Source organism: Enterococcus lemanii (assembly GCF_016909125.1).
Classification (GTDB): domain Bacteria; phylum Bacillota; class Bacilli; order Lactobacillales; family Enterococcaceae; genus Enterococcus_I; species Enterococcus_I lemanii.
Genome location: NZ_JAFBFD010000022.1, coordinates 18,127 through 39,494 on the forward strand (window position 1 = coordinate 18,127; position 21,368 = coordinate 39,494).

At 36.7% G+C, this 21,368-nt stretch carries 20 protein-coding genes, 1 pseudogene and 1 riboswitch; of the genes and pseudogenes, 19 read left to right on the forward strand and 2 right to left on the reverse strand.

Going from position 1 to position 21,368, the window contains the following annotated elements:
• The first annotated feature begins 156 nt into the window (after nucleotides 1-156).
• From JOD14_RS07505 to JOD14_RS07570, 14 genes and pseudogenes are all read left to right on the forward strand, one after another.
• Entirely contained in the window at nucleotides 157-1,161 is a 1,005-nt protein-coding gene (locus JOD14_RS07505) for a nucleoid-associated protein (RefSeq protein WP_204654211.1), read from the forward strand.
• 128 nt (nucleotides 1,162-1,289) lie between these two features.
• Nucleotides 1,290-1,928 (forward strand): lysozyme family protein, encoded by a 639-nt coding sequence (locus JOD14_RS07510; protein ID WP_204654212.1) that lies wholly within the window; start codon nucleotides 1,290-1,292, stop codon nucleotides 1,926-1,928.
• A 177-nt stretch (nucleotides 1,929-2,105) separates the two neighbouring features.
• Entirely contained in the window at nucleotides 2,106-3,950 is a 1,845-nt protein-coding gene (gene dnaG, locus JOD14_RS07515; RefSeq protein WP_204654213.1) for a DNA primase, read from the forward strand.
• A gap of 34 nt (nucleotides 3,951-3,984) precedes the next feature.
• Nucleotides 3,985-5,094 carry an RNA polymerase sigma factor RpoD gene (rpoD, locus tag JOD14_RS07520; RefSeq protein ID WP_204654214.1) on the forward strand — a complete coding sequence of 370 codons (1,110 nt, stop codon included), beginning with the start codon at nucleotides 3,985-3,987 and terminating at the stop codon, nucleotides 5,092-5,094.
• 288 nt (nucleotides 5,095-5,382) lie between these two features.
• Nucleotides 5,383-7,386 carry a cell division site-positioning protein MapZ family protein gene (locus tag JOD14_RS13550; RefSeq protein WP_204654215.1) on the forward strand — a complete coding sequence of 668 codons (2,004 nt, stop codon included), beginning with the start codon at nucleotides 5,383-5,385 and terminating at the stop codon, nucleotides 7,384-7,386.
• A 76-nt stretch (nucleotides 7,387-7,462) separates the two neighbouring features.
• Nucleotides 7,463-8,167 carry an AzlC family ABC transporter permease gene (locus JOD14_RS07530; protein WP_204654216.1) on the forward strand — a complete coding sequence of 235 codons (705 nt, stop codon included), beginning with the start codon at nucleotides 7,463-7,465 and terminating at the stop codon, nucleotides 8,165-8,167.
• The gene (locus JOD14_RS07535; RefSeq protein WP_204654217.1) at nucleotides 8,160-8,483 is read left to right on the forward strand and encodes an AzlD domain-containing protein; all 324 of its coding nucleotides are present in this window, start codon (nucleotides 8,160-8,162) and stop codon (nucleotides 8,481-8,483) included. The genes JOD14_RS07530 and JOD14_RS07535 overlap by 8 nt, the downstream gene beginning before the upstream one ends.
• Before the next feature lie 25 nt (nucleotides 8,484-8,508).
• Nucleotides 8,509-9,375 (forward strand): CvfB family protein, encoded by an 867-nt coding sequence (locus JOD14_RS07540; RefSeq protein WP_204654218.1) that lies wholly within the window; start codon nucleotides 8,509-8,511, stop codon nucleotides 9,373-9,375.
• 84 nt (nucleotides 9,376-9,459) lie between these two features.
• Nucleotides 9,460-9,926, forward strand: a pseudogene (gene fur, locus JOD14_RS07545) (ferric iron uptake transcriptional regulator).
• 83 nt (nucleotides 9,927-10,009) lie between these two features.
• Complete coding sequence (xerD, locus tag JOD14_RS07550; protein ID WP_204654219.1) at nucleotides 10,010-10,900, forward strand: site-specific tyrosine recombinase XerD; 891 nt, start codon at nucleotides 10,010-10,012, stop codon at nucleotides 10,898-10,900.
• Nucleotides 10,901-10,916: 16 nt separating this feature from the next.
• Complete coding sequence (locus JOD14_RS07555) at nucleotides 10,917-11,666, forward strand: segregation/condensation protein A (protein ID WP_204654220.1); 750 nt, start codon at nucleotides 10,917-10,919, stop codon at nucleotides 11,664-11,666.
• The gene (gene scpB, locus JOD14_RS07560; protein WP_204654221.1) at nucleotides 11,667-12,242 is read left to right on the forward strand and encodes an SMC-Scp complex subunit ScpB; all 576 of its coding nucleotides are present in this window, start codon (nucleotides 11,667-11,669) and stop codon (nucleotides 12,240-12,242) included.
• Nucleotides 12,243-12,273: 31 nt separating this feature from the next.
• Entirely contained in the window at nucleotides 12,274-13,005 is a 732-nt protein-coding gene (locus tag JOD14_RS07565) for a pseudouridine synthase (protein WP_204654222.1), read from the forward strand.
• A gap of 64 nt (nucleotides 13,006-13,069) precedes the next feature.
• Nucleotides 13,070-13,198: riboswitch (FMN riboswitch) on the forward strand.
• 164 nt (nucleotides 13,199-13,362) lie between these two features.
• Nucleotides 13,363-13,956 carry an ECF transporter S component gene (locus tag JOD14_RS07570; protein WP_204654223.1) on the forward strand — a complete coding sequence of 198 codons (594 nt, stop codon included), beginning with the start codon at nucleotides 13,363-13,365 and terminating at the stop codon, nucleotides 13,954-13,956.
• Between the two features lie 96 nt (nucleotides 13,957-14,052).
• On the opposite strand, the gene JOD14_RS07575 is transcribed toward JOD14_RS07570, so the two are convergent.
• Complete coding sequence (locus JOD14_RS07575; protein ID WP_204654224.1) at nucleotides 14,053-14,277, reverse strand: ferredoxin; 225 nt, start codon at nucleotides 14,275-14,277, stop codon at nucleotides 14,053-14,055.
• A gap of 31 nt (nucleotides 14,278-14,308) precedes the next feature.
• Here JOD14_RS07575 and JOD14_RS07580 point away from each other — a divergent pair, with 31 nt between their 5' ends.
• From JOD14_RS07580 to rpsA, 5 genes are all read left to right on the forward strand, one after another.
• Nucleotides 14,309-15,319 (forward strand): helix-turn-helix domain-containing protein, encoded by a 1,011-nt coding sequence (locus JOD14_RS07580; RefSeq protein ID WP_204654225.1) that lies wholly within the window; start codon nucleotides 14,309-14,311, stop codon nucleotides 15,317-15,319.
• Entirely contained in the window at nucleotides 15,313-16,695 is a 1,383-nt protein-coding gene (locus tag JOD14_RS07585) for a RecQ family ATP-dependent DNA helicase (protein ID WP_204654226.1), read from the forward strand. Before JOD14_RS07580 ends, JOD14_RS07585 begins: the two co-directional genes overlap by 7 nt.
• An 80-nt stretch (nucleotides 16,696-16,775) precedes the next feature.
• Nucleotides 16,776-17,339, forward strand: coding sequence for an SAG1386/EF1546 family surface-associated protein (locus JOD14_RS07590; RefSeq protein ID WP_204654227.1), 564 nt, complete (start codon nucleotides 16,776-16,778; stop codon nucleotides 17,337-17,339).
• A gap of 60 nt (nucleotides 17,340-17,399) precedes the next feature.
• Nucleotides 17,400-18,080: a (d)CMP kinase gene (gene cmk / locus JOD14_RS07595; protein ID WP_204654228.1), complete on the forward strand. Its 681-nt coding sequence runs from the start codon at nucleotides 17,400-17,402 to the stop codon at nucleotides 18,078-18,080.
• A 156-nt stretch (nucleotides 18,081-18,236) separates the two neighbouring features.
• Nucleotides 18,237-19,442 (forward strand): 30S ribosomal protein S1, encoded by a 1,206-nt coding sequence (gene rpsA, locus JOD14_RS07600; RefSeq protein ID WP_204654229.1) that lies wholly within the window; start codon nucleotides 18,237-18,239, stop codon nucleotides 19,440-19,442.
• A 33-nt stretch (nucleotides 19,443-19,475) separates the two neighbouring features.
• On the opposite strand, the gene JOD14_RS07605 is transcribed toward rpsA, so the two are convergent.
• A complete protein-coding gene (locus JOD14_RS07605) occupies nucleotides 19,476-21,173 on the reverse strand; it encodes a methyl-accepting chemotaxis protein (RefSeq protein ID WP_204654230.1) in 1,698 nt (565 codons plus the stop codon).
• Nucleotides 21,174-21,368 lie beyond the last annotated feature (195 nt).

Consider the following 21,368-nt stretch of genomic DNA (forward strand, 5'->3'; position numbering starts at 1 on the left):
GATAACATCTTATGACCTTGATGTCATTTGATTTGCGGCGACTTTGGCAAAGTGATTTTAGGATTCAATATTTCAAAACACACGAATTTGAGTATAATAGAACATGCCGTCAATGGTTTGATAGAAACAGGTAAAGCATAAAAAAGGAGAAATAAAATGGACATTTATTTAAAAAAAGCAGTCATGCATCTAATTGATCGAGAGGTCGGTGATCCGGTTTACTCTCAAGTCGAACTGGATTTAACGAATGACTATATTCGTGAATATTTAACCAAAAAAATTCAAAAAATATCAAGTGCGCAAACGAAAACAGGTACCTTAGCTCCAGCCTCCCCAGTTGCTGAAATGCTGCCAAAAGTGGCGAAAGACTTTATTGCTTTTAGTGAATTACTTGTTGGTCATTGGTATCAAGTTTACAAAGAAAGTGAAGAAGCGCCAAATAGTGACGTTTTTGTTGTTTTATACGAGGAAGATGCTAAAGAACAACTTGCTTGGTTTCGAGTGAAGTACAAAGAAGAGTATACGCATTTTACTGAAATGGTAGATCAAGGCTTATTGAACAAATTAATTTTAAACCGAGCAATTTTAGGTGGCAAAACACAAAAAGCCGATGAAGGGATTACCATAAACTTAACGAATTTGACCTATGAATTAGTCGAGATGAAACAAGTCTTTTCTGGAGAAAAACGTTTTTATTTTTCCACGGAAGTCATTGAGTCGGTGCCGTTACCTTCTTTAGATGAAAATATTCGAGTGATAAAAAAAGTGGCTAAAAAAATGAGTGAAAAATTTGAAACACCAACATTCGATGTGTTAGCTAACGTCCAAGAGGCGGTTTTTGAAACGATTGAAGATTCAGGATACTTAGATACAACCGAAATTGCCGAAAAAGTTTTTAAAGAAAATATTTCAGCTAAATTAGCATTTCAAGAAGAAGTTGCCGAAAAAGGTGTGCACACACAAGCACCGTTAGTAAAAGAGGTCAAAGAAATTTCTGAGAAGAAATTTGGTAAACAGAAGTTAAAACTCTCTAACGGAATTGAATTGATTGTTCCTTTAGAGGTGTATCGTAATCCTGACCTCATTGAATTTATCAACAATCCCGATGGTACGCTTTCTGTAACAATCAAAAATGTAGAAGATATTGTGAACAAACTTTAAGCTTTTCTCATGATTTGCTTGTTTTTGATACAAAGCAAATCATGATGTAGTAAAGTAACTTTAATGACCAACACCAAATTTAAGCAAATGGCTTTTAGTTTTTAATCGATGATATGAGGGGGAAGGCGATGCGAAAAAGACGAAAAAAAAGACGTTTCTTAAAAAAAAGTTTGCAATTTTTCTTATTACTATTCCTAATACTAGGAAGTTATCTTTTTTATAAAAATTATCGAATTTATCGACAAGTTACTCAACTAGAACAAGAAGTACGCCAGGCAACTCAAACATATGGGCTGACGGCCTACCATGATTTAGTTTTGGCTATTATTTATACAGAAACAAAAGGACAAGGCTCAGATCCGATGCAAAGTTCAGAGAGTGCTTTTGGTGAAGTTGGTTTTATTCAGGGCACACAAGAAAGTATTAATCAAGGGGTTGCTTATTTAGCAGAATCGTTGGCACTGGCGGAGGAAGAAAAGGTGGATTTAGCTACTGCCATTCAAGCCTATAATTTTGGGTTAGATTATATTTATTATATAGCCAATCGTGGCGGGAAAAATGACATTCCTTTAGCAGAGGAATATTCACGAGATGTGCTTGCTCCTTTTTTAGGGAACACGACACAAGCGCAGTATCGTTATATAAAGATTCCGTCATTGATTTATAATGGTGGTTATTTATATCATAATGGTGGGAATTTATTTTATGCAGATATTGTTGCTTGGAATCAATTAAAAGTGAAGTTTTTTCAGTTTTTTCTGCAATAAAGACGAGCGCTTTTGTTTGTGAAAACTATAATGCAAAAGACTTGAAAATTTCTTAAATTGTGCTACAATGAAACATGTGAAAAACTGTCTACTTTCAAATCGCGCTGATTTCGATTAGTGCGTTTTTTTTCCGATATAGACAGCCTTCTTAAGATAATCTGCAGGAGGTGAACGTACTTGGCTAGAATTCCTACCCAAGTGATTGATGAGATTCGGAGTCGGACGAATATTGTTGAAATTATTGGGCAATATGTTCAACTAAAAAAATCGGGTGGTAAAAATTATGTGGGGTTGTGCCCCTTTCATAATGAGAAGTCGCCTTCCTTTTCCGTTGCTGAAGACAAGCAATTCTATCATTGCTTTGGCTGTGGACGTGGTGGGAATGTTTTTCGTTTTATTGAAGAAATCGAAGGATTGCCTTTTCATGCAGCTGTTTTACGAGTTGCTGAACTAGAGGGAATTCCTGTTGAAGAAAAGTTTTTTAATCACATTGAAGAAAAAACGTCAACCACAGCGACCAACCAACTAATCGTTCTTCACGAAAAAGCAGCTGAGATTTATCACCACTTATTGATGCACACCACTGCTGGGCAAGTTGCGTTGGATTATCTACTTGAACGGGGCTTAACAGAAGAAACCATCGTTGAATTTCAAATTGGTTTTGCACCGATTCAACGCGAATTTTTAGAGAAGGTTTTTTTAAATGAAAAACTACCTAAAGAACATTTTGCTTCGTCTGGCTTGTTTGTCGAAAGAGAAGATGGTCAGTTACTGGATCGCTTTTATCAACGTGTGGTTTTTCCAATTCGTAATGCACAAGGAAAAACGATTGGGTTTTCGGGTCGATGGTTAGATTTACCAGATACTTCAAGTGAGAATCAGGCAAAATATCTAAACTCACCTGAAACAGCGATTTTTAACAAACGAGAAGTTTTGTTTAACTTTGATAAGGCCCGTAGCATTATTCGAAAAGAAAGTGAAGTTTATTTATTTGAGGGCTTCATGGATGTTTTGGCCGCCTGGCAAGCAGGGGTGAAAAATGGGATCGCTTCGATGGGGACCAGCTTAACACAACAGCAAGTTCAAATGATTGAAAAAATTACGAAACAGCTCGTTTTTAGTTATGATGGTGACTCCGCTGGGATTGAAGCAACCAATCGTGGGATTGAATTATTAAAAGAGACGAGTCGTTTAGAATTAAGTGTCCTGAGTTTTCCTGAACGTCTGGATCCAGATGACTACATTCGTAAATATGGACAAGAAGCTTTTGTAAATTTAGCGAATCACGGCCGGGAAACAATTTTTTCGTTTAAACAAGCGTATCATCGAATGAATCGAAATTTATCCAATGAAAAAGAACAGCTGGAATATTTAGAGATTCTATTATTAGAATTAGTCGAAGTCGATTCATTGATTGAACAAGATCGTTATTTAACGCAACTTTCAACGGAATTTCAAGTGAGTCGTGAGGTGCTTCAACAACAATTTCGGCAATTGAAGCAGCAACACCGTGTACAACGACGAGAAAAACAACAAGAACCAGGACCAGAAGTTGTGATTGCACAACCGATTATGCCGATGCAAAATCGGCGAAAAACCCAAGTAGAGAAAGCGCAAGAGGTTTTGTTATATCGTTTGTTTCATGAAGAAGGCTTTAATCAACGTTTTAAAAACCTTGATATTAGTTTTCCTAAAGAACAATACCAAGAGTTATACGTGCTCTTTGATACGTATATAGCCATTGAGTCTTCTTTTGAAATTGCAAAGTTTTTTGATTTTCTTCAAGATGAAAATTTACGTTATTTAGTTGCTCAAATTGAGAATTTAAAAGTTCCTGAAGAAAGTAGCGATCAAGAGCTTCGTGATTTGTTAAAAGTCATTCAAAACGCCAGCGTTCAAGAAGAAATTCAACAAAAAAAATTGGAACAACAAATGGCCAGTCAAATGGGGAATCAACAACGCGAATTAGAGCTAGCTGTAGAGATTCTGAATTTAACGAAATATTTAAAAAAAGTGCAGTAGTCGAAATTTATTTTAAAAAAGGGGGATCTCTCTCATGTCAGAAGAAACAAAATTACCTTATGATAAAGCAGTGGCGGAGTTTATTAGAGAAAACAAAATCAAAGGTCAAATTATTTATGATGAATTATCGAACCAATTAGCAACGCCTTATGCTTTAGATGCAGAAGCGATGGAAAAACTAATTCAAAAAATTGAAGACGCTGGTATCAGTGTCGTCGATGAAAAAGGGGAGCCTTCTGTCTTTAGCTTGAAAAAAGACGAAAAAGAGGCAAAAGAAAGTGCAGCCCATGAAGATTTATCTGCACCAACCGGCGTGAAAATCAATGATCCTGTTCGCATGTACTTAAAAGAAATCGGACGTGTGGCTTTATTGAATGCGGAAGAAGAAGTGGCGCTAGCTTTAAAGATTGAAGAAGGCGATCAAGAAGCTAAACAGCGCTTAGCTGAAGCGAACTTGCGTTTAGTAGTAAGTATTGCTAAAAGATATGTTGGTCGTGGCATGCAATTTTTAGATTTAATTCAAGAAGGAAATATGGGATTAATGAAAGCTGTTGAAAAATTTGATTACCGTAAAGGGTTCAAGTTTTCAACGTATGCGACATGGTGGATTCGTCAAGCGATTACGCGTGCGATTGCTGACCAGGCTAGAACGATTCGTATCCCAGTGCATATGGTAGAAACAATTAATAAATTAATTCGGATTCAACGTCAATTGCTACAAGACTTAGGACGCGAACCAACGCCTGAAGAAATTGGAGCAGAGATGGACTTACCAACTGAAAAAGTTCGTGAGATTTTAAAAATTGCACAAGAGCCGGTCTCTTTGGAAACGCCAATTGGTGAAGAAGATGATTCTCATTTAGGAGATTTCATCGAAGACCAGGACGCGACAAGCCCTGCAGAACATGCTGCTTATGAGTTGTTAAAAGAACAATTAGAAGATGTCTTAGATACTTTAACCGATCGTGAAGAAAATGTTTTACGTTTACGTTTTGGGATTGACGACGGTAGAACAAGAACATTAGAAGAAGTAGGGAAAGTTTTTGGTGTGACGCGTGAACGGATTCGTCAAATCGAAGCCAAAGCGTTACGTAAATTGCGCCACCCATCTCGCTCAAAACAATTAAAAGACTTTTTAGAATAAAATGAGGAAAGCGACTTTTTTGAGTCGTTTTCTTTTTTGAGCCCGAGAATGAAAGCGTTCGATGCTTTTAACGAAGTCAACGGCAAAGGATAATAAATTTCTTGTTAGCATTAGAAATAAGCACTTCTAAATTAAACCAAATGAGAGCATTTTTTGTGAAATAAACAGCGATTTGGTTCGTCGTTGTATAAAAATAAATAATTTTAATAAAAACGTAATCGAATTTTGCTTGGTAAACCTTTTAAATTGTGGTAGATTGAACTTTAGAAACATAAAGGAGTCAAATTAGTGATAAAAAAATGTCCTTATTGTGATTTTGAGCCCATCCAAGATCAACTTGTTTGTCCGAATTGTGGGTCAGAATTAAACAAAGAAAATTTAAAACAAGAAACTGATAGTCAAGAAGAGAATAATCACGTAGAAATGACGAACGATGATATCAATTGGTCAAATTTTGAAGAAGTTCCTTTAGGTTCCGTTATCGAACATTTTCATGAGACGATGGAAGATGACATGCCAACAAAAGAGATTGAATCCTCTATTTTCATCAAAGAAAAAGGCAAGCCGATTGAACCAATTATGAAAGAAGCAATCGAAGAACCATTTGAAGAGAATCCGATTTTATCTGCGTATATTCGTCGTCACAAAGAAGGGGCTGACGAAGAGGAGTTAATTGCAGCAATTGAAAGTCAGCAACAAAAAGAGACCATGCCTGAAGCAGATGAGCCAAATGTCCGTTCTTTTGAAGCGTTAGAAATCGAAAACTTAGTAGAAGAAGATGTTGTAGCGCAGGTAAATGAAGTAGCTGATGAACAAACAAGTGATCATTTAGTTGCCGATGAAGCACAAATTACGCCTGAAGAATTCGTTGTTAGTGAGTCTGCCGAAGTCGCCAGTCAAGCGAATCTTTCAAGTACAGCCGTTGCGAAAGAGACTGTTGAAGAAGTGGTAGATGAAGCTCTTGCTTTAAACCAACGCCAAGTATCACTTGAAGAAGCACTACCAAAGGAAAGAATAAATGACACTGCCTCTGAGTTAAGTGAAGCGGAAAAAGCAGTGGCCTTGATTAAGCAACATGAGCAAAAAATCGAACAATCCGAACAAGTAACAGAAGAAACACAAATGCAAACAAAATTTACCGAACCAGCAGCAATAAAAAAATTGCCGCCTTCTAAAAGTAAAAAGCCTTTTTACATTATTGGTATCGCAGGTGTCCTTTTGGCAGCCGGTAGTTGGTGGCTATACTCGGATTATCAAGCCAAAGCCCAAGCAGCACAAGCGATTGCTTTACAAACAAAAGAAGAACTTGGCGAGCTAGAAACGCAACTGAACCAACTCTTTTTAGATAATAAACAAGAGTTTTTAAAACCTGGTGTCACATCAAGTGAAGTCAAAGAAATCAGGCAAGCATTAAAAAAATATCAAACAGAAGAAGCTTATCCCGCTTTAGAAAATCTGAGTGCAACTACCTATCAAAAAGCGACCCTGATTGAAACGGTAAACCAATACTTTACGCAACCAATCGTTGTGGGTGACGAGTTAATGAAGGATGTTCACATAAAAGATGAAACCCCAGTTGTTACAAGTTTATTAAACGAAACAACGCCCTTTGCAGAATTAGTCAATGAAGCATTGCAACGAGCAAAAATTGAGTATCAACAAGTACAAAGTGCGCGGGATGCCGTCGAAAGAATAAGCGAAACAGTCAAAGAAGGTCAGTTAACCGATCAGTTCAACAAAGAAACACTGGTAAGCGCGCAAAAAGAAGTCGAGCAACTATTTGAAAGCCCGATGAAAGAAGCCTTGTTGGTAGAGTTACAGCCAGTAGAAGAGGCGCTTACTGCTTATGAGGCAGCCGAAAAAGAAAAACAACTCGCTGCACAAAAGAAAGCAGAGGAAGAAGCAGCTGCCGCACAACAACAAGCAAGTCTAGCTCTTACCCAAAATGAAGGGCAAGAAATACTAAGCCCGAATACACCGACCAATCGTAACCATCAACCAATTATTTCTACTCGTCCAAGTGACTTAGCGGATGGCAATAATCCAGCTTGGCAATGGGCACCAGGTGTGTATGATGCGTTTATTACTTCGGTCATAAATAAAGGATATGTTGTTGCAGGTGGTTTTATTTTAGAGCCTGTTCGAATTGAAAATGGTGAAGGTTACTATCATTTATACGCAACAAGTAATCAATCGAGTTTATTAAAAGGGATACCACAAAGTGAAATGCCCTATTATTTAGTGACAGTCAACGCCAAGACCGGCTTTTATAAAGGAAATGGTAATGGTTAAGAATAAAACTTGAGTGTCGCCCTTATTTTCGGTATGATAGTTTCAATAAACTATCAGAAAATAAGGGGGTTTTTTATTGGAAAAGATTGAAAAACAGCCAACCTTTATGGATGGCGTACGCGCGTGTGTACCAACGATCTTTGGTTATTTAGGGATAGGCTTTGCGATGGGAGTAGTAGGAAAAGGGATTGGGCTATCTGTTTGGCAAATCTTTTTGATGTCTTTGATTGTTTATGCAGGAAGCGCGCAATTTATCATCTGTGGGATGTTAGCAATTCAAGCCCCTTTTTCATCCATTGTTGCTACTGTTTTTTTTGTTAATTTACGACATTTACTCATGAGTTTATCCGTCTCACCCTATTTTCAAAAGTATTCATTGTTAGGTAATATTGGTGTTGGTACCTTGCTAACCGATGAATCTTACGGTGTACTCACAACTTACTTACGACAAAATCGTCCAATTAGCTTGGCTTGGATGAATGGGTTAAATTTACTGGCTTATCTAGTATGGATTGTAGCCACCGTTTTAGGAGGCGTTTTTGGTCGGTTTGTAACGAATCCTGAGACATTTGGTTTAGATTTTGCTTTAGTTGCAATGTTTTTAGGCCTTTTCTTATTTCAAGCCGAAGTCGAAATGAAACGCCAAACAAAAAAAACACTCTTAGTTTTAACCACCGTTTTAGTGAGTGTTTATCTTCTAACGTGGTGGACGACACCTGAAGTTGCTGTGATTGGTGCTACTTTGCTTGGGTCTATCGTAGGAGGGCTGAGTAATGTCTGATAAAAGTTATTTATTATTAATTGTAGCAAGTGGTTTAGTGACTTGGTTTCCTAGAATTTTACCATTTGCTTTTTTACGTAAAGTCAATTTTTCGCCAAAGTTTCGTCAATTTTTGGACTATTTGCCACTATGCATCTTAGCGGCGTTACTTATGCAAAGCTTGCTTTATACAGAAAATCAAGCACTACCAAAATTAAAAATACAAGAAACATTGGCTTGTGTTCCAACGGCGTTCGTTGGCTATTATACAAAAGATTTAATGAAAATTGTCACAACGGGGATTATTGCGATTGCCATTATCCGCCTTATTTGGTAAAACGAGAAAAGAAAGAGGAATGTAAATGAATGAATTAATTGCATCTATTTTTAAAGGAATGATCATTGATGAAAATGACCAAGCCTATTTTGTGCAAAAAAATGGCATTACTTTTAAGTTAGATAAAACAGAAGGGACCCACGCAGTAGGAGAGATGGTTGAAGGTTTTGGTTATCAAAATCAAAAACAAGAATTTCGTATGACCACCAATTTCCCGCAAAGTCGCAAAGACCACTATGCATTTGGAGAAGTGACGGATACAAGAAGAGATTTAGGTGTCTTTGTTAATATAGGGTTACCAGATAAAGATGTTGCTGTTTCCCTTGATGAATTACCTATTATGCGTGAATTATGGCCAAAAAAAGGCGATCAACTAATGATTGCTTTAAAAGTCGATGAAAAAGACCGACTATGGGGAACCATTGCCGACGAGAAATACTTTAAAGCCTTGAGCAAACCTGGGAATGAAGCATTGTTAAACAAAGATATTTCTGGAACAGCCTTTCGTTTGAAATTAGCAGGTAGTTATTTATTAACAGAGGACCATTATATTGCTTTTGTGCATCCATCAGAACGTTATCAAGAGCCGCGTTTAGGAGAGAAAGTAACCGGTCGCGTAATAGGTGTTCGCCCAGATGGTGTTTTAAATGTTTCTTTAAAACCTCGTGCGCATGAAGCAATTGGAGACGATGCCGCGATGATTTTAGCCTTTTTAAACCGAGCACCCCAAAATGAAATGGCCTACACAGATAAATCAACACCAGCTGAAATTGAACAAATGTTTGGCATTAGCAAAGGTCAATTTAAACGAGCTCTTGGGAATTTGATGAAGCAACGTTTGATTGAGCAAAAAGATGGCATCACTCGTTTGATAAAAAAGACAAACGACTAACTTGTTAAATTAGCCTATCTACTTTATAATAGTTCTTAAGTAGAAAAAAGCTAGTTTAGAATTATTATAAAAAGGTGGGGGAAAATGAACATTCAAGAAGCGTTGAAAAAAACGAAAAAACAACTCCATGAATCTGGATTTAAACTAACCCCGCAAAGGGAAGTCACACTTTTGGTCTTATTAGAAAATGAAAAAGATCATTTATCCGCAGAAGAAATTTATTTTTTTGTAAAACAAAAAAATGCAGATATTGGGTTAGCAACGGTTTATCGAACACTTGAGATTTTGACCGATATTAAAATTGTTGACAAAATTAGCTTTGATGACGGCGTTGCCCGATATGACTTACGCAAAGAAGGGGCAACACATTTTCATCATCATTTATTGTGCTTAGATTGTGGCTGTATTGAAGAAATTGAAGAAGATCTGCTAGGTGAAGTTGAAGGATTGTTGAATCGAAGTACCATTTTTTGGTGAAGGATCATCGCTTGACTTTCCATGGAATTTGCCAAGAATGTCAAAAAAATGGAAAAACCGAATTGGCTAAGTAAAGTCAATTTGGTTTTTTTAGTGTTCGGAACTGTTCGAACGCTGTAAAATTTGGTATGATAAGGTGCTAGAAGTGGGGGATTAGATGAAAGAAGAAATTACCGACTACTTACACTATGTAACAATTGAGCGTGGATTAGCAGAAAACACGCGAAGCAATTATCAAAGAGATTTAGAACGGTATTTGGTTTTTTTAACAAAACAAAAGGTGACCACTTGGCAAGCCGTGGAACGCTTAACAGTTCTTGATTTTTTACAAGAATTAAAAGATGAAAAGAAATCTTCAGCAACGATTACACGAATGATTACAAGTTTACGCCAATTTCATCAATTTTTGCGACAAGAACGTTTTACAGATCATAATCCGATGCAACATATCGAAATGCCTAAAAAATCACAGCGGCTACCAGATACGTTAAGTTTAAAAGAAGTGGAACGCTTGATCGAAACACCAAATACACAAGAAATACTCGGAATTCGTGATCGAGCAATTTTAGAAGTTTTATATGCAACGGGATTGAGGGTAAGTGAGTTAATTAGCTTAGAATTAAAAGATTTGCATTTAAGTATGGGATTGTTACAAACAATTGGAAAAGGCGATAAAGAAAGAATTGTGCCTTTAGGTGATTTAGCGATTCAATGGTTAGAATGCTATTTAGAAGAAGCCAGACCGTTACTAGTCGCAAAACAGCCTGGGGAAACCCATTTGTTTGTGAATCAACGAGGGAAAGGCTTGACTCGCCAAGGCATTTGGAAAAATCTAAAAGCATTAGTACAGCTAGCGGGGATCAATAAAAATGTTACCCCTCATACGTTGCGTCACAGCTTTGCGACCCATTTACTAGAAAATGGTGCGGACTTAAGAACGGTCCAAGAGTTATTAGGCCATGCTGATATTTCTACAACTCAAATTTATACACATATTACCAAAAAGCGTATGACGGATGTATACAAACAATATTTTCCAAGAGCTTAGAATTAAAGGAGAATTTATGCAAGAAATCCAAATCAAATTAGCTGTTTTTGAGGGGCCACTAGACTTACTGCTACACTTAATTCAAAAACTAGAATTAGACATCTATGATATACCGATTGCACAAGTGACGGATCAATACATGCACTATATTCGTGCGATGAAAGAGTTTGAGCTTAGCTTGGCGGGGGAATATTTAGTGATGGCAGCAACGCTAATGGCAATTAAAAGTCAAATGCTCCTACCGACGAATGATTTTGAATACGATGATCTAGAAGAGGCATACGAAGAAGATCCTCGAGAAGCGCTAGTTACACAACTATTGGAGTATCGAAAATACAAGTATGCGGCGGATTGTTTAGTTGAAAAAGCCGAAGAACGTCAAAATTATTATTCAAAAGAGCCTATGAATGTAGAGGCGTATAAAAGTGAAGAAATCCCCACCTTAAAAGAAAATCAACTAACAACGATTGATTTATTTTTAGCTTTTCATTCGCTATTAGAAAAAAGAAAATTTGCGCAACCAAGCCAAACAACCATTACAGCAGAAGAGACTACCATTGAAGAAAAAATGCAATGGGTAAAAAAAACACTGGCCCACATCAGCAAAGACCAAGGCTTACCGTTATCAAAGTTACTTATTCATTATACAAAAACAGAAATAGTTCTCACTTTTTTAGCTTTACTTGAATTAATGAAAAAACAAGAAATAAGAGTTGAACAAATCGATAACCAACATGAAATGATGCTTTATAAAGTAGGTGTTTAGATGAAAAAAATTAGTGAATTAGAGGCCGTTTTATTTGTAGTCGGAAGTGAAGGAGTGATGCTTGAAGAACTAGGTTACTTACTCGAGTTACCAACGGCTCAAGTTTATCCCTTAATTCAAGAACTAAATCAAAGTTACCACGAAGACGAGACACGTGCTTTACAAATTCTTGAAGTCGGCAATCAGTTTATTTTGACAACCAAAAAGGATTGTGCGCCTTTGTTAAAACGTTATGCTCAGTCGCCGATGTCTAATCGGCTCTCTCAAGCAGCCATTGAGACATTAGCAATTGTTGCATACAAACAACCAATCACACGGATTGAAATTGAAGAAATTCGCGGCGTTAAGGCGTCAGGTGCACTGCAACGACTTAGTGCATTGCAGTTAATTGAAGAAGGCGGTCGCGTAGAAGGACCGGGACGCCCGATTTTATACCGTACAACGCCTTATTTTATGGATTATTTTGGTTTAAAATCGTTGGAAGAATTACCCGATATTCAACAAATGGAAGCCGATTTAACCGATGATTTACCAACTGATTTATTCTTTGATCGTTTGAATCAAATCGAAGAATGATAATACAAGAAAGAATTGAGGAATCTCATAAATGGAAAGATTACAAAAAGTGATTGCGCACGCAGGTATCGCCTCTAGACGCAAAGCCGAAGAATATATTTTAGCTGGTCGAGTAAAAGTCAATGGGCAAGTCATTCAACAATTAGGTACACAAGTCAGTGAAAAAGATCAAATTGAAGTCGATAATGTACCGATTTACCAAGAAGAACCTGTTTATTATTTATTTTACAAACCACGCGGGGTTATTTCAGCAGTATCTGATGATAAGAACCGCAAAGTTGTCATCGATTATTTCCCAAATGTGACGAAACGAATTTACCCAGTTGGACGTCTGGATTATGATACTTCGGGATTATTACTGTTAACAAATGATGGCAATTTTTCGCAAAAATTGACGCATCCCAAATATGAAGTCGATAAAGTTTATGTAGCTAAAGTCAAAGGAAAAGCTGAAAATAAGCAGCTGTTACCACTTACCCGAGGAATTCGTCATGAAGGAGTGAAAATGGCACCCGCTAAATTCAATATCTTATCTAATGACGCTAAATCACAAACAAGCATTGTCGAGTTAACGATTCATGAAGGGAAAAACCACCAAGTTAAAAATATGTTACAAGCAGTCGGCCTTCCTGTTCAGAAATTAAAACGTGAAAAATATGGTCATTTAACTTTAGCAGGACTTCGACCAGGCGAATATCGAGAGCTGAATAAAAAAGAAGTTAGTCAACTTTTAGAACTAGCAAAAAAAGTTAAGAAAAAATAAATAAAACAAATTAGTTGCTTTTTTCACAAAAGCAGTTATAATAAGGTTGTAAAAAAAATATAAGGTTCGTCTTCAGGGCAGGGTGTAATTCCCGACCGGTGGTAATAGTCCACGACCTTTTGTTCCTTGGAATAAAAGTTGAATCGGTGCAATTCCGATACCGACAGTATAGTCTGGATGGAAGAAGATAGGGCGTATTTGAGTTGCTTAATTTTTGTTAACCAAGTACCCTATTTTTCCCTGTGGAGAAATAGGGTACTTTTTTTGAATGTTTTTTATTCAAAACGAGGCTAAGACGAATGTTAAGCAAAACAAATCCTCATGAAGATGATTCCTAAACACTAGGAGGATTTTACAATGAACAACAAAGTACAAAAAATGGTTTCAATCTCGATGTTTGCTGCAATGGGGCTGGTTATGCAATTTGTTTCCTTTCCAATTTTACCACTCTTTCCTTTTTTAAAGGTTGATTTCAGCGATATCCCTGTTTTACTGAGCATGTTTTTATTTGGTCCTTTCGCCGGCGTTGCAACAGCCTTTTTACGTTCGCTTTTGCACACTACTTTAACGGGACTTTCCCCACAAAACTTAGTTGGGGACGTTGCAAGTTTTATAGCAACTACTACTTTTACCTTACCAATTTATTATTTTTTCCGTAAAGACCACGGAAAAACAAATAAAATTTTTGGAATAATTAACGGTGTTTTAGCGATGAGTATTGTAATGGCGATTGCCAACTACTTTGTGATTACACCGCTATATCTAACCTTTTTTGGCGTGACAGCAGACCAATTTTTAGGTATGTCACTAGCAAATTATGTTGTTATTGGGATTTTACCATTTAACTTATTAAAAGGGACCTTGGTCAGTGCTGTTTTCCTTGTTTTACACGCAAAACTACTTCCATGGTTAGCTAGAAAAAAACAAATTAGTCATCACCAAACATTTTAATCAGACAGTAAAAAATAGCCTCCTTCAAATGAAAGAGGCTATTTTTTGTTTAATAAATTAAAATCTATTGATCAAAAAATCAAGTATTTTCGTATCTTAAGAAGAAAGGTCTTCTAATAAAATAGCCCGCGTTGGACACTTTTTATAGGCAAGCAAGACTTGTTCTTTTTGCTCATTTTGAATAAACTGTTGATGAGCCTTTTTATTTTGGGTAAATAAAACAATTCCTTCTTCATCGTAATCAAAAATTTGGGGAGCATAGACATTGCAAAGTCCACATGCAATACAACGTTCGGGAACAATTTTACAAAGTTGAGTCAAAAAAATCACTACTTTCTCATAGGAGGATTTGATGGATACAATTATTTTAGCTTTATTTCAACGAAAGCACAAGTTAAAGCCAACGACCACGTATCATATCCTCGTTGGTCGCCGAAGCACTTCGATTTTAAGTTATGCCTTTTTTAATGATCTACTGCCTGTTTTTGGTAGCTTTCCTGAATTGAAAGAAGAGGATTATAGGCGAATTTTAGAGCAACTAATGATTCAAGGGAAACTTGAAAAAATACAAAGTGGTGAATTGCGTTACCGTGCCCAATTAGAAGTAGACCAATCAGAAATTCTTTTTTTTGATCAAATCGATTATTTTAATTATGGAAAAAAAGAAGCGCAGACTTGGCGTTTAATCCAATTTTTAGTTCAAGTAGCGTCCTACTATGGCAAGAGTAAAGCGTACCTCCCTTTAGAAAATTCGCCCTATTACTTAAATCGTACGCGTTTTTTTGTAAAACAACACCATAGTAATTTGCGTCAGACAATCTATGAAGAACTTCAAATGCTTTTAAGCGAATTACCCAATGATACGGCCAATTTTATCGCACGGAGCTTTAATGGTTATCAAACGAGTGGCGCAGTCTTTTTTCAATTGCTCCCTGAAGAACAACAGGGGCAGCCTTGGACGCGCTTAGCAATTTCAGCGAGGCTTCATCCATTTTTTAAAGTACTAGAAAACCAGCCAACTTTCTTAATGGCTCAATTTATTGCCCCAATTTTACAAGAGAATAAAAACCAAAGTGCGTTACAAACAAAACGCCTATACAAAAAAGGGTTAACCCTTGAGCAAATCGGTCAACAACGTCAAATAAAGCAAAGCACATTAAACGACCACTTGTTAGAGTGGGCACTCATGGATGAAACGTTTCCTTACTCGCAATTCTTAACGCCTACTGCCTATCAATTGCTAGCTAATTTACCGGAAAATTCTTGGGAATATGCGTATAAAGAACTCGCCTTATCAGAAAATATTTCATTTTTTGAATTACGATTGTATCAAATTCAAATGAAACGAGGGAAAGTATGTTAGAAAAAGCATTAAAAAAATATTTTGGCTATGAGACTTTCCGCCCGAATCAAAAAGAAATTATTGAATCGCTCCTTCAAGGACATGACACATTTGGAATTTTACCAACGGGCACAGGGAAAAGTTTATGCTATCAGCTAATGGGTTATTTAACGCCAGGTTTAGTTGTTGTGATTTCTCCTTTAATTTCTTTAATGGAAGACCAAGTTCGTTCTTTACAAAAAAATGGCGAGAAAAAGGTGACGGCTTTAAATTCCACTTTAAATAGTTTTGAAAAACAATATGTCCTTGATTACCTGGCTTATTATAAGTTTTTATTTATAAGTCCAGAAATGTTGCAACAACCCGCTGTTTTAGCTGCTTTAAAACAAACCAAGCTTGCACTACTAGTCGTAGATGAAGCCCACTGTATTTCACAATGGGGAATTGATTTTCGACCAGAATATCGAAATATTCAGCAAGCAAAGCAGATTTTGGGTAACCCATTAACTTTAGCTCTAACCGCAACCGCTACAGAGGAAGTCGAAAAAGATATAAAGCAACAACTTTTACACCCGACACATGCAATCTTTCGTGAATCTGCGAATCGAAAAAATATCGCCCTTTTTGTGAAAGAAACGACGAATAAAAAAGTAACGCTTCAAGCATTATTACCTAAAATTACAGGTGCGACAATTATTTATTGTGCGACTCGAAAACAAGTCGAAGAACTCTATCAACTCTTAAAAGAGCAATATACGGTCGCTTACTATCATGGTGGACTGAACTATCAGCAACGCTCCATGTTACAATACCAATTTCAAAGTGGCAAGCTCCAATTTTTAATTGCGACCAATGCTTTTGGAATGGGCATTGATAAAAAAGACGTTCGCTACGTGATTCATTATGACTTATCTGATACGATTGAAAATTATTTACAAGAAATCGGGCGAGCAGGACGAGACCAATTACAAAGCTATGCGATTTTACTTTATCAAGCAGGTGATGAAAAAGTTCATTATTATTTTCAACAAATGAATCGAGAAAATCGCCAAATGCTTGAAATGAAACTGGCAGACGATCAAATCGAATTGGGCGATGATTTGTCAAAAAAATGGCACCAACAAGCGTTACTAGAAGGCTCAGAAGTCTTTTTAAAAACACTAAAGGAAAACGAATCATTAAAAGCTTCTAAATTAAAACAGATGCACGATTACGTCACCTGTTCAACTTGCCGCCGCCAATATTTAATGAATTGCTTAGGGGAAATCGTCGAAGAAGAAGCCAACTGTTGTGATTATCATCAGGCGAATTTACCAGATATGCCAATTAAAGAAAAGAAGAATGAAAAAAATCTAGAAAATTGGCAAAAGATTTTGAAAAAAATGTTTTCAGACTGAAAAACCTTAGTAAAATATTAAGACATAAGCAAGTTTCCTGTGGTATAATGCTACTGAAGGAATACTAGGAGGTTTGAATTTTGAGCAGAAGAAATAAAGATTATCAAGACCAAAATGAAGTAAATGAACCATGGGAACAGCCAATTTATGATGAGGGTGAAGAATACACTCGCTCAGGGAAAAGAAATAAAAAGAAAAGCAACACAAAGTTTTTAACAACGGTGTTAATTTTAATTTTCTTAATTGCTGCGATCCCGATTAGTGCCGGTGCCTGGGTTCTATTCCAAAAAAACAAACCAGTGACACCAAAAGAAACAACTCCAACAACAACAATTAGCAGTACCATTGAATCAAGTTCAACAGAGTCTTCAGAGAGTCATTCAACAGCTGAAGAAAGTTCAGCATCAGTAAGTGAGCCGGAATTTGAGGAATCAACAGAGCCGCAAAATGTTGACGCAAACCAAAACAATCAAAGCCCAACAGAAAATAACGACACTGCTGAATATATTGAAGTTCTTGCTGGTGAAGGTCCCAATGCAATCGCTAGTCGTGCGGGGATCTCAGTAGAAGAATTATATCGTTTAAATGGTATGAACGAGAACAATTTCCATTTTGACCCGGGTCAAAGTGTAAGAATTCGCTAAAAAACCGTTTCGGCGGTTTTTTTTCACGTAAAGAGATTAAGTTAGATAAGGGGAACCACCATGCAAAAAGTAAACATCGCAATCGATGGCCCGGCTTCATCAGGCAAAAGCACTGTCGCTAAGATCTTAGCGAATGACTATGGCTATATTTATACCGATACCGGTTCAATGTACCGGACCATTACTTATTTAGCTATTCAAAAAAAGATTGCTTTTTCAGATGAAGCAGGTTTAGTTGATTTAATTAATACCTATCCAATTACCTTTGAGCAAACAGCATCTGGTCAGAAGGTATTTGCAGGCGAAGAAGAAGTGACACAAGCCATTCGCCAACCAGACGTTACAAATGGCGTTTCAGAAGTTTCTGCTTGGGCAAAAGTTCGACATAAACTAGTTGAGATGCAACAAAAAATTGCTGAAAATGGTGGCGTTGTGATGGATGGCCGCGACATTGGTACAGCCGTTTTACCAACTGCTGAAGTAAAGATCTTTTTAGTAGCTAGTGTTGATGAAAGAGCAGAACGCCGCTACAAAGAAAACCTTTCAAAAGGAATAAGAACAGATTTTGAAACATTAAAAAAAGAAATCGAACAACGCGATTATTTAGATTCAACACGCGTTGTTTCGCCTTTGAAACAAGCGCAAGATGCAATCAAAGTGGATACGACCGGTTTATCAATTACCGAAGTCGTTCAATGTATCAAACAAATTGTATCCGAAAAAATAAAGAATCTTGCATAGTCAAATAAAAAAAGCCTTGTTTCTCCTAGTATTTTATAGGAAAACAGGCTTTTTTAATGAAAATATGAGAAATCGCTTTATTTTTTCATTAGAATAGCATAAACTAGTAATAGTAGTTGTTAATAAATGAATGTTGGGTAGAGGAGGACACTCGTCATGACAGAATTTGACAAAGAGCACGTAGAATTAGGGAACGAAACAATGGAAGCTGCTTTAAGCAATTTCAAAGAGGTGAATGTTGGCGATATTGTTAAAGGAGAAGTTTTAGCAATTGAAGACAAGCAAGTCATCGTGGGAATTGAAGGAGCTGGTGTAGAAGGTGTTGTTCCAGCAAAAGAATTATCAACTTTACCAGTAGAAGAAATTAGCGAATTGGTAAAAATTGGTGATATCCTTGATTTAGTAGTAATTACCACCATCGGTAAAGACAAAGAAAATGGAAGCTACCTACTTTCAAAACGTCGCTTAGATGCGAAAAAAGTTTGGGAAGACATCGAAAAAGACTTCCATGCAGGTAAAATTATTGAAGCACCTGTAACGAATGTTGTAAAAGGTGGTTTAGTTGTTGACTGTGGCGTTCGTGGCTTTGTCCCAGCATCAATGGTTGAAGACCATTTCGTAGAAGATTTCGAAAGTTATAAAGGCAAAACAATGACCTTCAAAATTGTTGAAATCGAACCTTCAGAAAATCGTTTAATTTTATCTCATAAAGCAGTGGTTGAAGCTGAAAAACTTGAAAAACGTGATGCTTTACTTGCTACGCTTAAAGAAGGCGATCAAGTAGAGGGAACCGTTGCTCGTTTAACTGACTTTGGCGCATTCGTTGATTTAGGCGGCGTGGACGGCCTTGTGCACGTATCAGAAATTTCACATGCGCATATTGCAAAACCAAGCGATGTCTTAAAAGTTGGTGATAAAGTTCAAGTTGCGATTTTATCTGTTGATCCGACGACAGAGCGTGTTTCTTTATCTATTAAAGATACATTGCCTGGACCGTGGACAAATATTGAAGAAAAAGCAGCTGTTGATTCAGTTTTAGATGGCACGGTCAAACGCCTAACGAGTTTTGGCGCATTTGTCGAAGTATTCCCAGGTGTTGAAGGGTTAGTTCATATTTCACAAATTTCTCACAAACATATCGCGACACCACATGAAGTGCTGCAAGAAGGCGATCAAGTTAAAGTGAAGGTTCTAGAGGTGAATCCTACAGAACACCGTATTGCTTTAAGTATTAAAGCTTTAGAAGAAAAACCTGAAGCAGAAGTGGTTAAAGAAGTCGAAGAAACTTTTGTAATGCCTGAAGAATCAACAGGTTTTACAATGGGCGATATTTTAGGCGATTTATTAAAAGAACAAGAATAAAAAAAGGACGACTGATTTCTCAGTCGTCTTTTTCTATGCAATTTCAAATTGATTAACGAGAGCGTTTAGCTGTTCTGCCAATTTCGCAAGTTCTTCAGAGCTTGCCGCAACTTCTTGCATAGCAGCGTTTGTTTGTTCTGTTGAAGCAGAAGTTTCCTCAACACTTGCTGCTGACTCTTGTGCAGTCGCCGCAATTTCTTCAACCGATTCATTAATAATAGAAGTATCGTTTGAAATATTTGTAAGGTTGTCTGAAACGTGATTAATTCTTTCAACCATTTCTGTCACAGCTTGCGTAATATATGAAAAAGTTTGATTGGTTGACTGGATTTGATTTGAACCGTTTTCAACTTCAGTATAACTTTCTTTTAAGGAATCAGAAACATTGCTCGTCTCGTTTTGAATTCGTCCAACAATTTCAGTAATATTAACGACATGTTTAGACGATTGTTCTGCTAAACTGCGCACTTCTTCTGCGACCACAGCAAAACCTTTCCCATGTTCTCCTGCTCGAGCTGCTTCAATCGCTGCATTTAACGCTAGTAAGTTTGTTTGGGTAGCGACTTCTTGAATAACGGAAACAAGTTGTGAGATTTCTTCCGTGTCTTTATTTAGTTTGCTTACTCTATCTACTGATGCGTGTACGACTTCGTCAATAAAACTCATTTGTTTTGTCGAAGCGTTCATCAAGTCAATCCCTTGTTGCGTTAAAGTAAGAATTTCATGGAATGAATTTTGGATGTATTGACCTTCTGTATTGGCTTCGTTAATTTTTTCTGTAAACGAAAGCATCGTATTCGTTAAATTTGATGCATTGCGCGCCAGTAGTTCAGCGCCTGAGGCTAATTCTTCTGTTATAGTAGCTACTTGTTCACTAGCTTGTGTTACTTCTATAGAAGAGTGAGTCAGATCATCACTTTGATGGGTAACGGTATGAGAGACTTGATTGATTTCGTTTAATAAATGGCGCGTCGAAGCAGTCATTTGATTGGTCGAGTCGATCAACTGACCAATTTCATCTCTATAAGGATTTTCTAATTCAGGAAGATTTAGTTTCCCTTGTGCGATGAATCCCATTCGTTTGGTAACGACTTGCAAAGGCGTTACAATTGAGCGAGCAGTTAGAAGAGCTACGCCAATTCCCAAAATAATAACGATGATACTAGTCGTGCTCATGACAATTAAAGTTGTTTTTCCATCGCGTAAAATATTTTTTTCTAAGTCGATAATATGGTTTTCACGGTTAACCGCGGTGTCATTGTAGCGCGTAATTAAATCTTGGACTTGTGTTTCTAATTTTAGTAAATTCTCGCTTGCTAAGGTGACGTTATTGTTATTCATTTCTGAAAAAACTTGATTGATAACGGCGTTTCGCCAATCAATTGTATCTTCTTTTAATTTTGTGAATTCTTCAGAAGTATTTAAAGCTGAAATTTGATTTTGAATCACTTCTGCAGCTTCTGAATCGAGCATAAATTGTTCTTTGTCTTTGGGGTTGTTTGATAACACATAGGCACGTGCAGAACTCACCCGACTATGAAGATTAATAACCAACTGCTCATCTGCAATTAATAAGGGGAGCTCCTTATTTAAAACATTATTGACGGTACCATTGCTTGCTGACAATATAAAAAATATGTAAGCTGAGATAAAGAAAATTAAAGATAAGACAATTGAAAAACCCATCAACATTTTGGCTTTTACACTTTTGAACACAAAGATTTTTCCCATTTTTACACCTCATTTTAGATTTAAATAACTCGATTTATAATTTGTCGACTCCTTTTGGTGTGAAATTATAAATAATAGTTATAGTTTATATATCGGTAGAAAAAGATATTATTCAAGATATATTGTGATTAATTGCACATTATATTTATTTTTTTCAGAAGCTTTTTGGCGAAAAACTTGCAAGATAGCTTTTGA

Coding starts and splice junctions, on each gene's coding strand:
- JOD14_RS07505 (WP_204654211.1), top strand. CDS start 157: ATGGACATTTATTTAAAAAAAGCAGTCATGCATCTAATTGATCGAGAG.
- JOD14_RS07510 (WP_204654212.1), top strand. CDS start 1,290: ATGCGAAAAAGACGAAAAAAAAGACGTTTCTTAAAAAAAAGTTTGCAA.
- rpoD (WP_204654214.1), top strand. CDS start 3,985: ATGTCAGAAGAAACAAAATTACCTTATGATAAAGCAGTGGCGGAGTTT.
- JOD14_RS07535 (WP_204654217.1), top strand. CDS start 8,160: ATGTCTGATAAAAGTTATTTATTATTAATTGTAGCAAGTGGTTTAGTG.
- JOD14_RS07540 (WP_204654218.1), top strand. CDS start 8,509: ATGAATGAATTAATTGCATCTATTTTTAAAGGAATGATCATTGATGAA.
- xerD (WP_204654219.1), top strand. CDS start 10,010: ATGAAAGAAGAAATTACCGACTACTTACACTATGTAACAATTGAGCGT.
- JOD14_RS07555 (WP_204654220.1), top strand. CDS start 10,917: ATGCAAGAAATCCAAATCAAATTAGCTGTTTTTGAGGGGCCACTAGAC.
- scpB (WP_204654221.1), top strand. CDS start 11,667: ATGAAAAAAATTAGTGAATTAGAGGCCGTTTTATTTGTAGTCGGAAGT.
- JOD14_RS07565 (WP_204654222.1), top strand. CDS start 12,274: ATGGAAAGATTACAAAAAGTGATTGCGCACGCAGGTATCGCCTCTAGA.
- JOD14_RS07570 (WP_204654223.1), top strand. CDS start 13,363: ATGAACAACAAAGTACAAAAAATGGTTTCAATCTCGATGTTTGCTGCA.
- JOD14_RS07580 (WP_204654225.1), top strand. CDS start 14,309: ATGGATACAATTATTTTAGCTTTATTTCAACGAAAGCACAAGTTAAAG.
- JOD14_RS07585 (WP_204654226.1), top strand. CDS start 15,313: ATGTTAGAAAAAGCATTAAAAAAATATTTTGGCTATGAGACTTTCCGC.
- cmk (WP_204654228.1), top strand. CDS start 17,400: ATGCAAAAAGTAAACATCGCAATCGATGGCCCGGCTTCATCAGGCAAA.
- rpsA (WP_204654229.1), top strand. CDS start 18,237: ATGACAGAATTTGACAAAGAGCACGTAGAATTAGGGAACGAAACAATG.
- JOD14_RS07605 (WP_204654230.1), bottom strand. CDS start 21,173: ATGGGAAAAATCTTTGTGTTCAAAAGTGTAAAAGCCAAAATGTTGATG.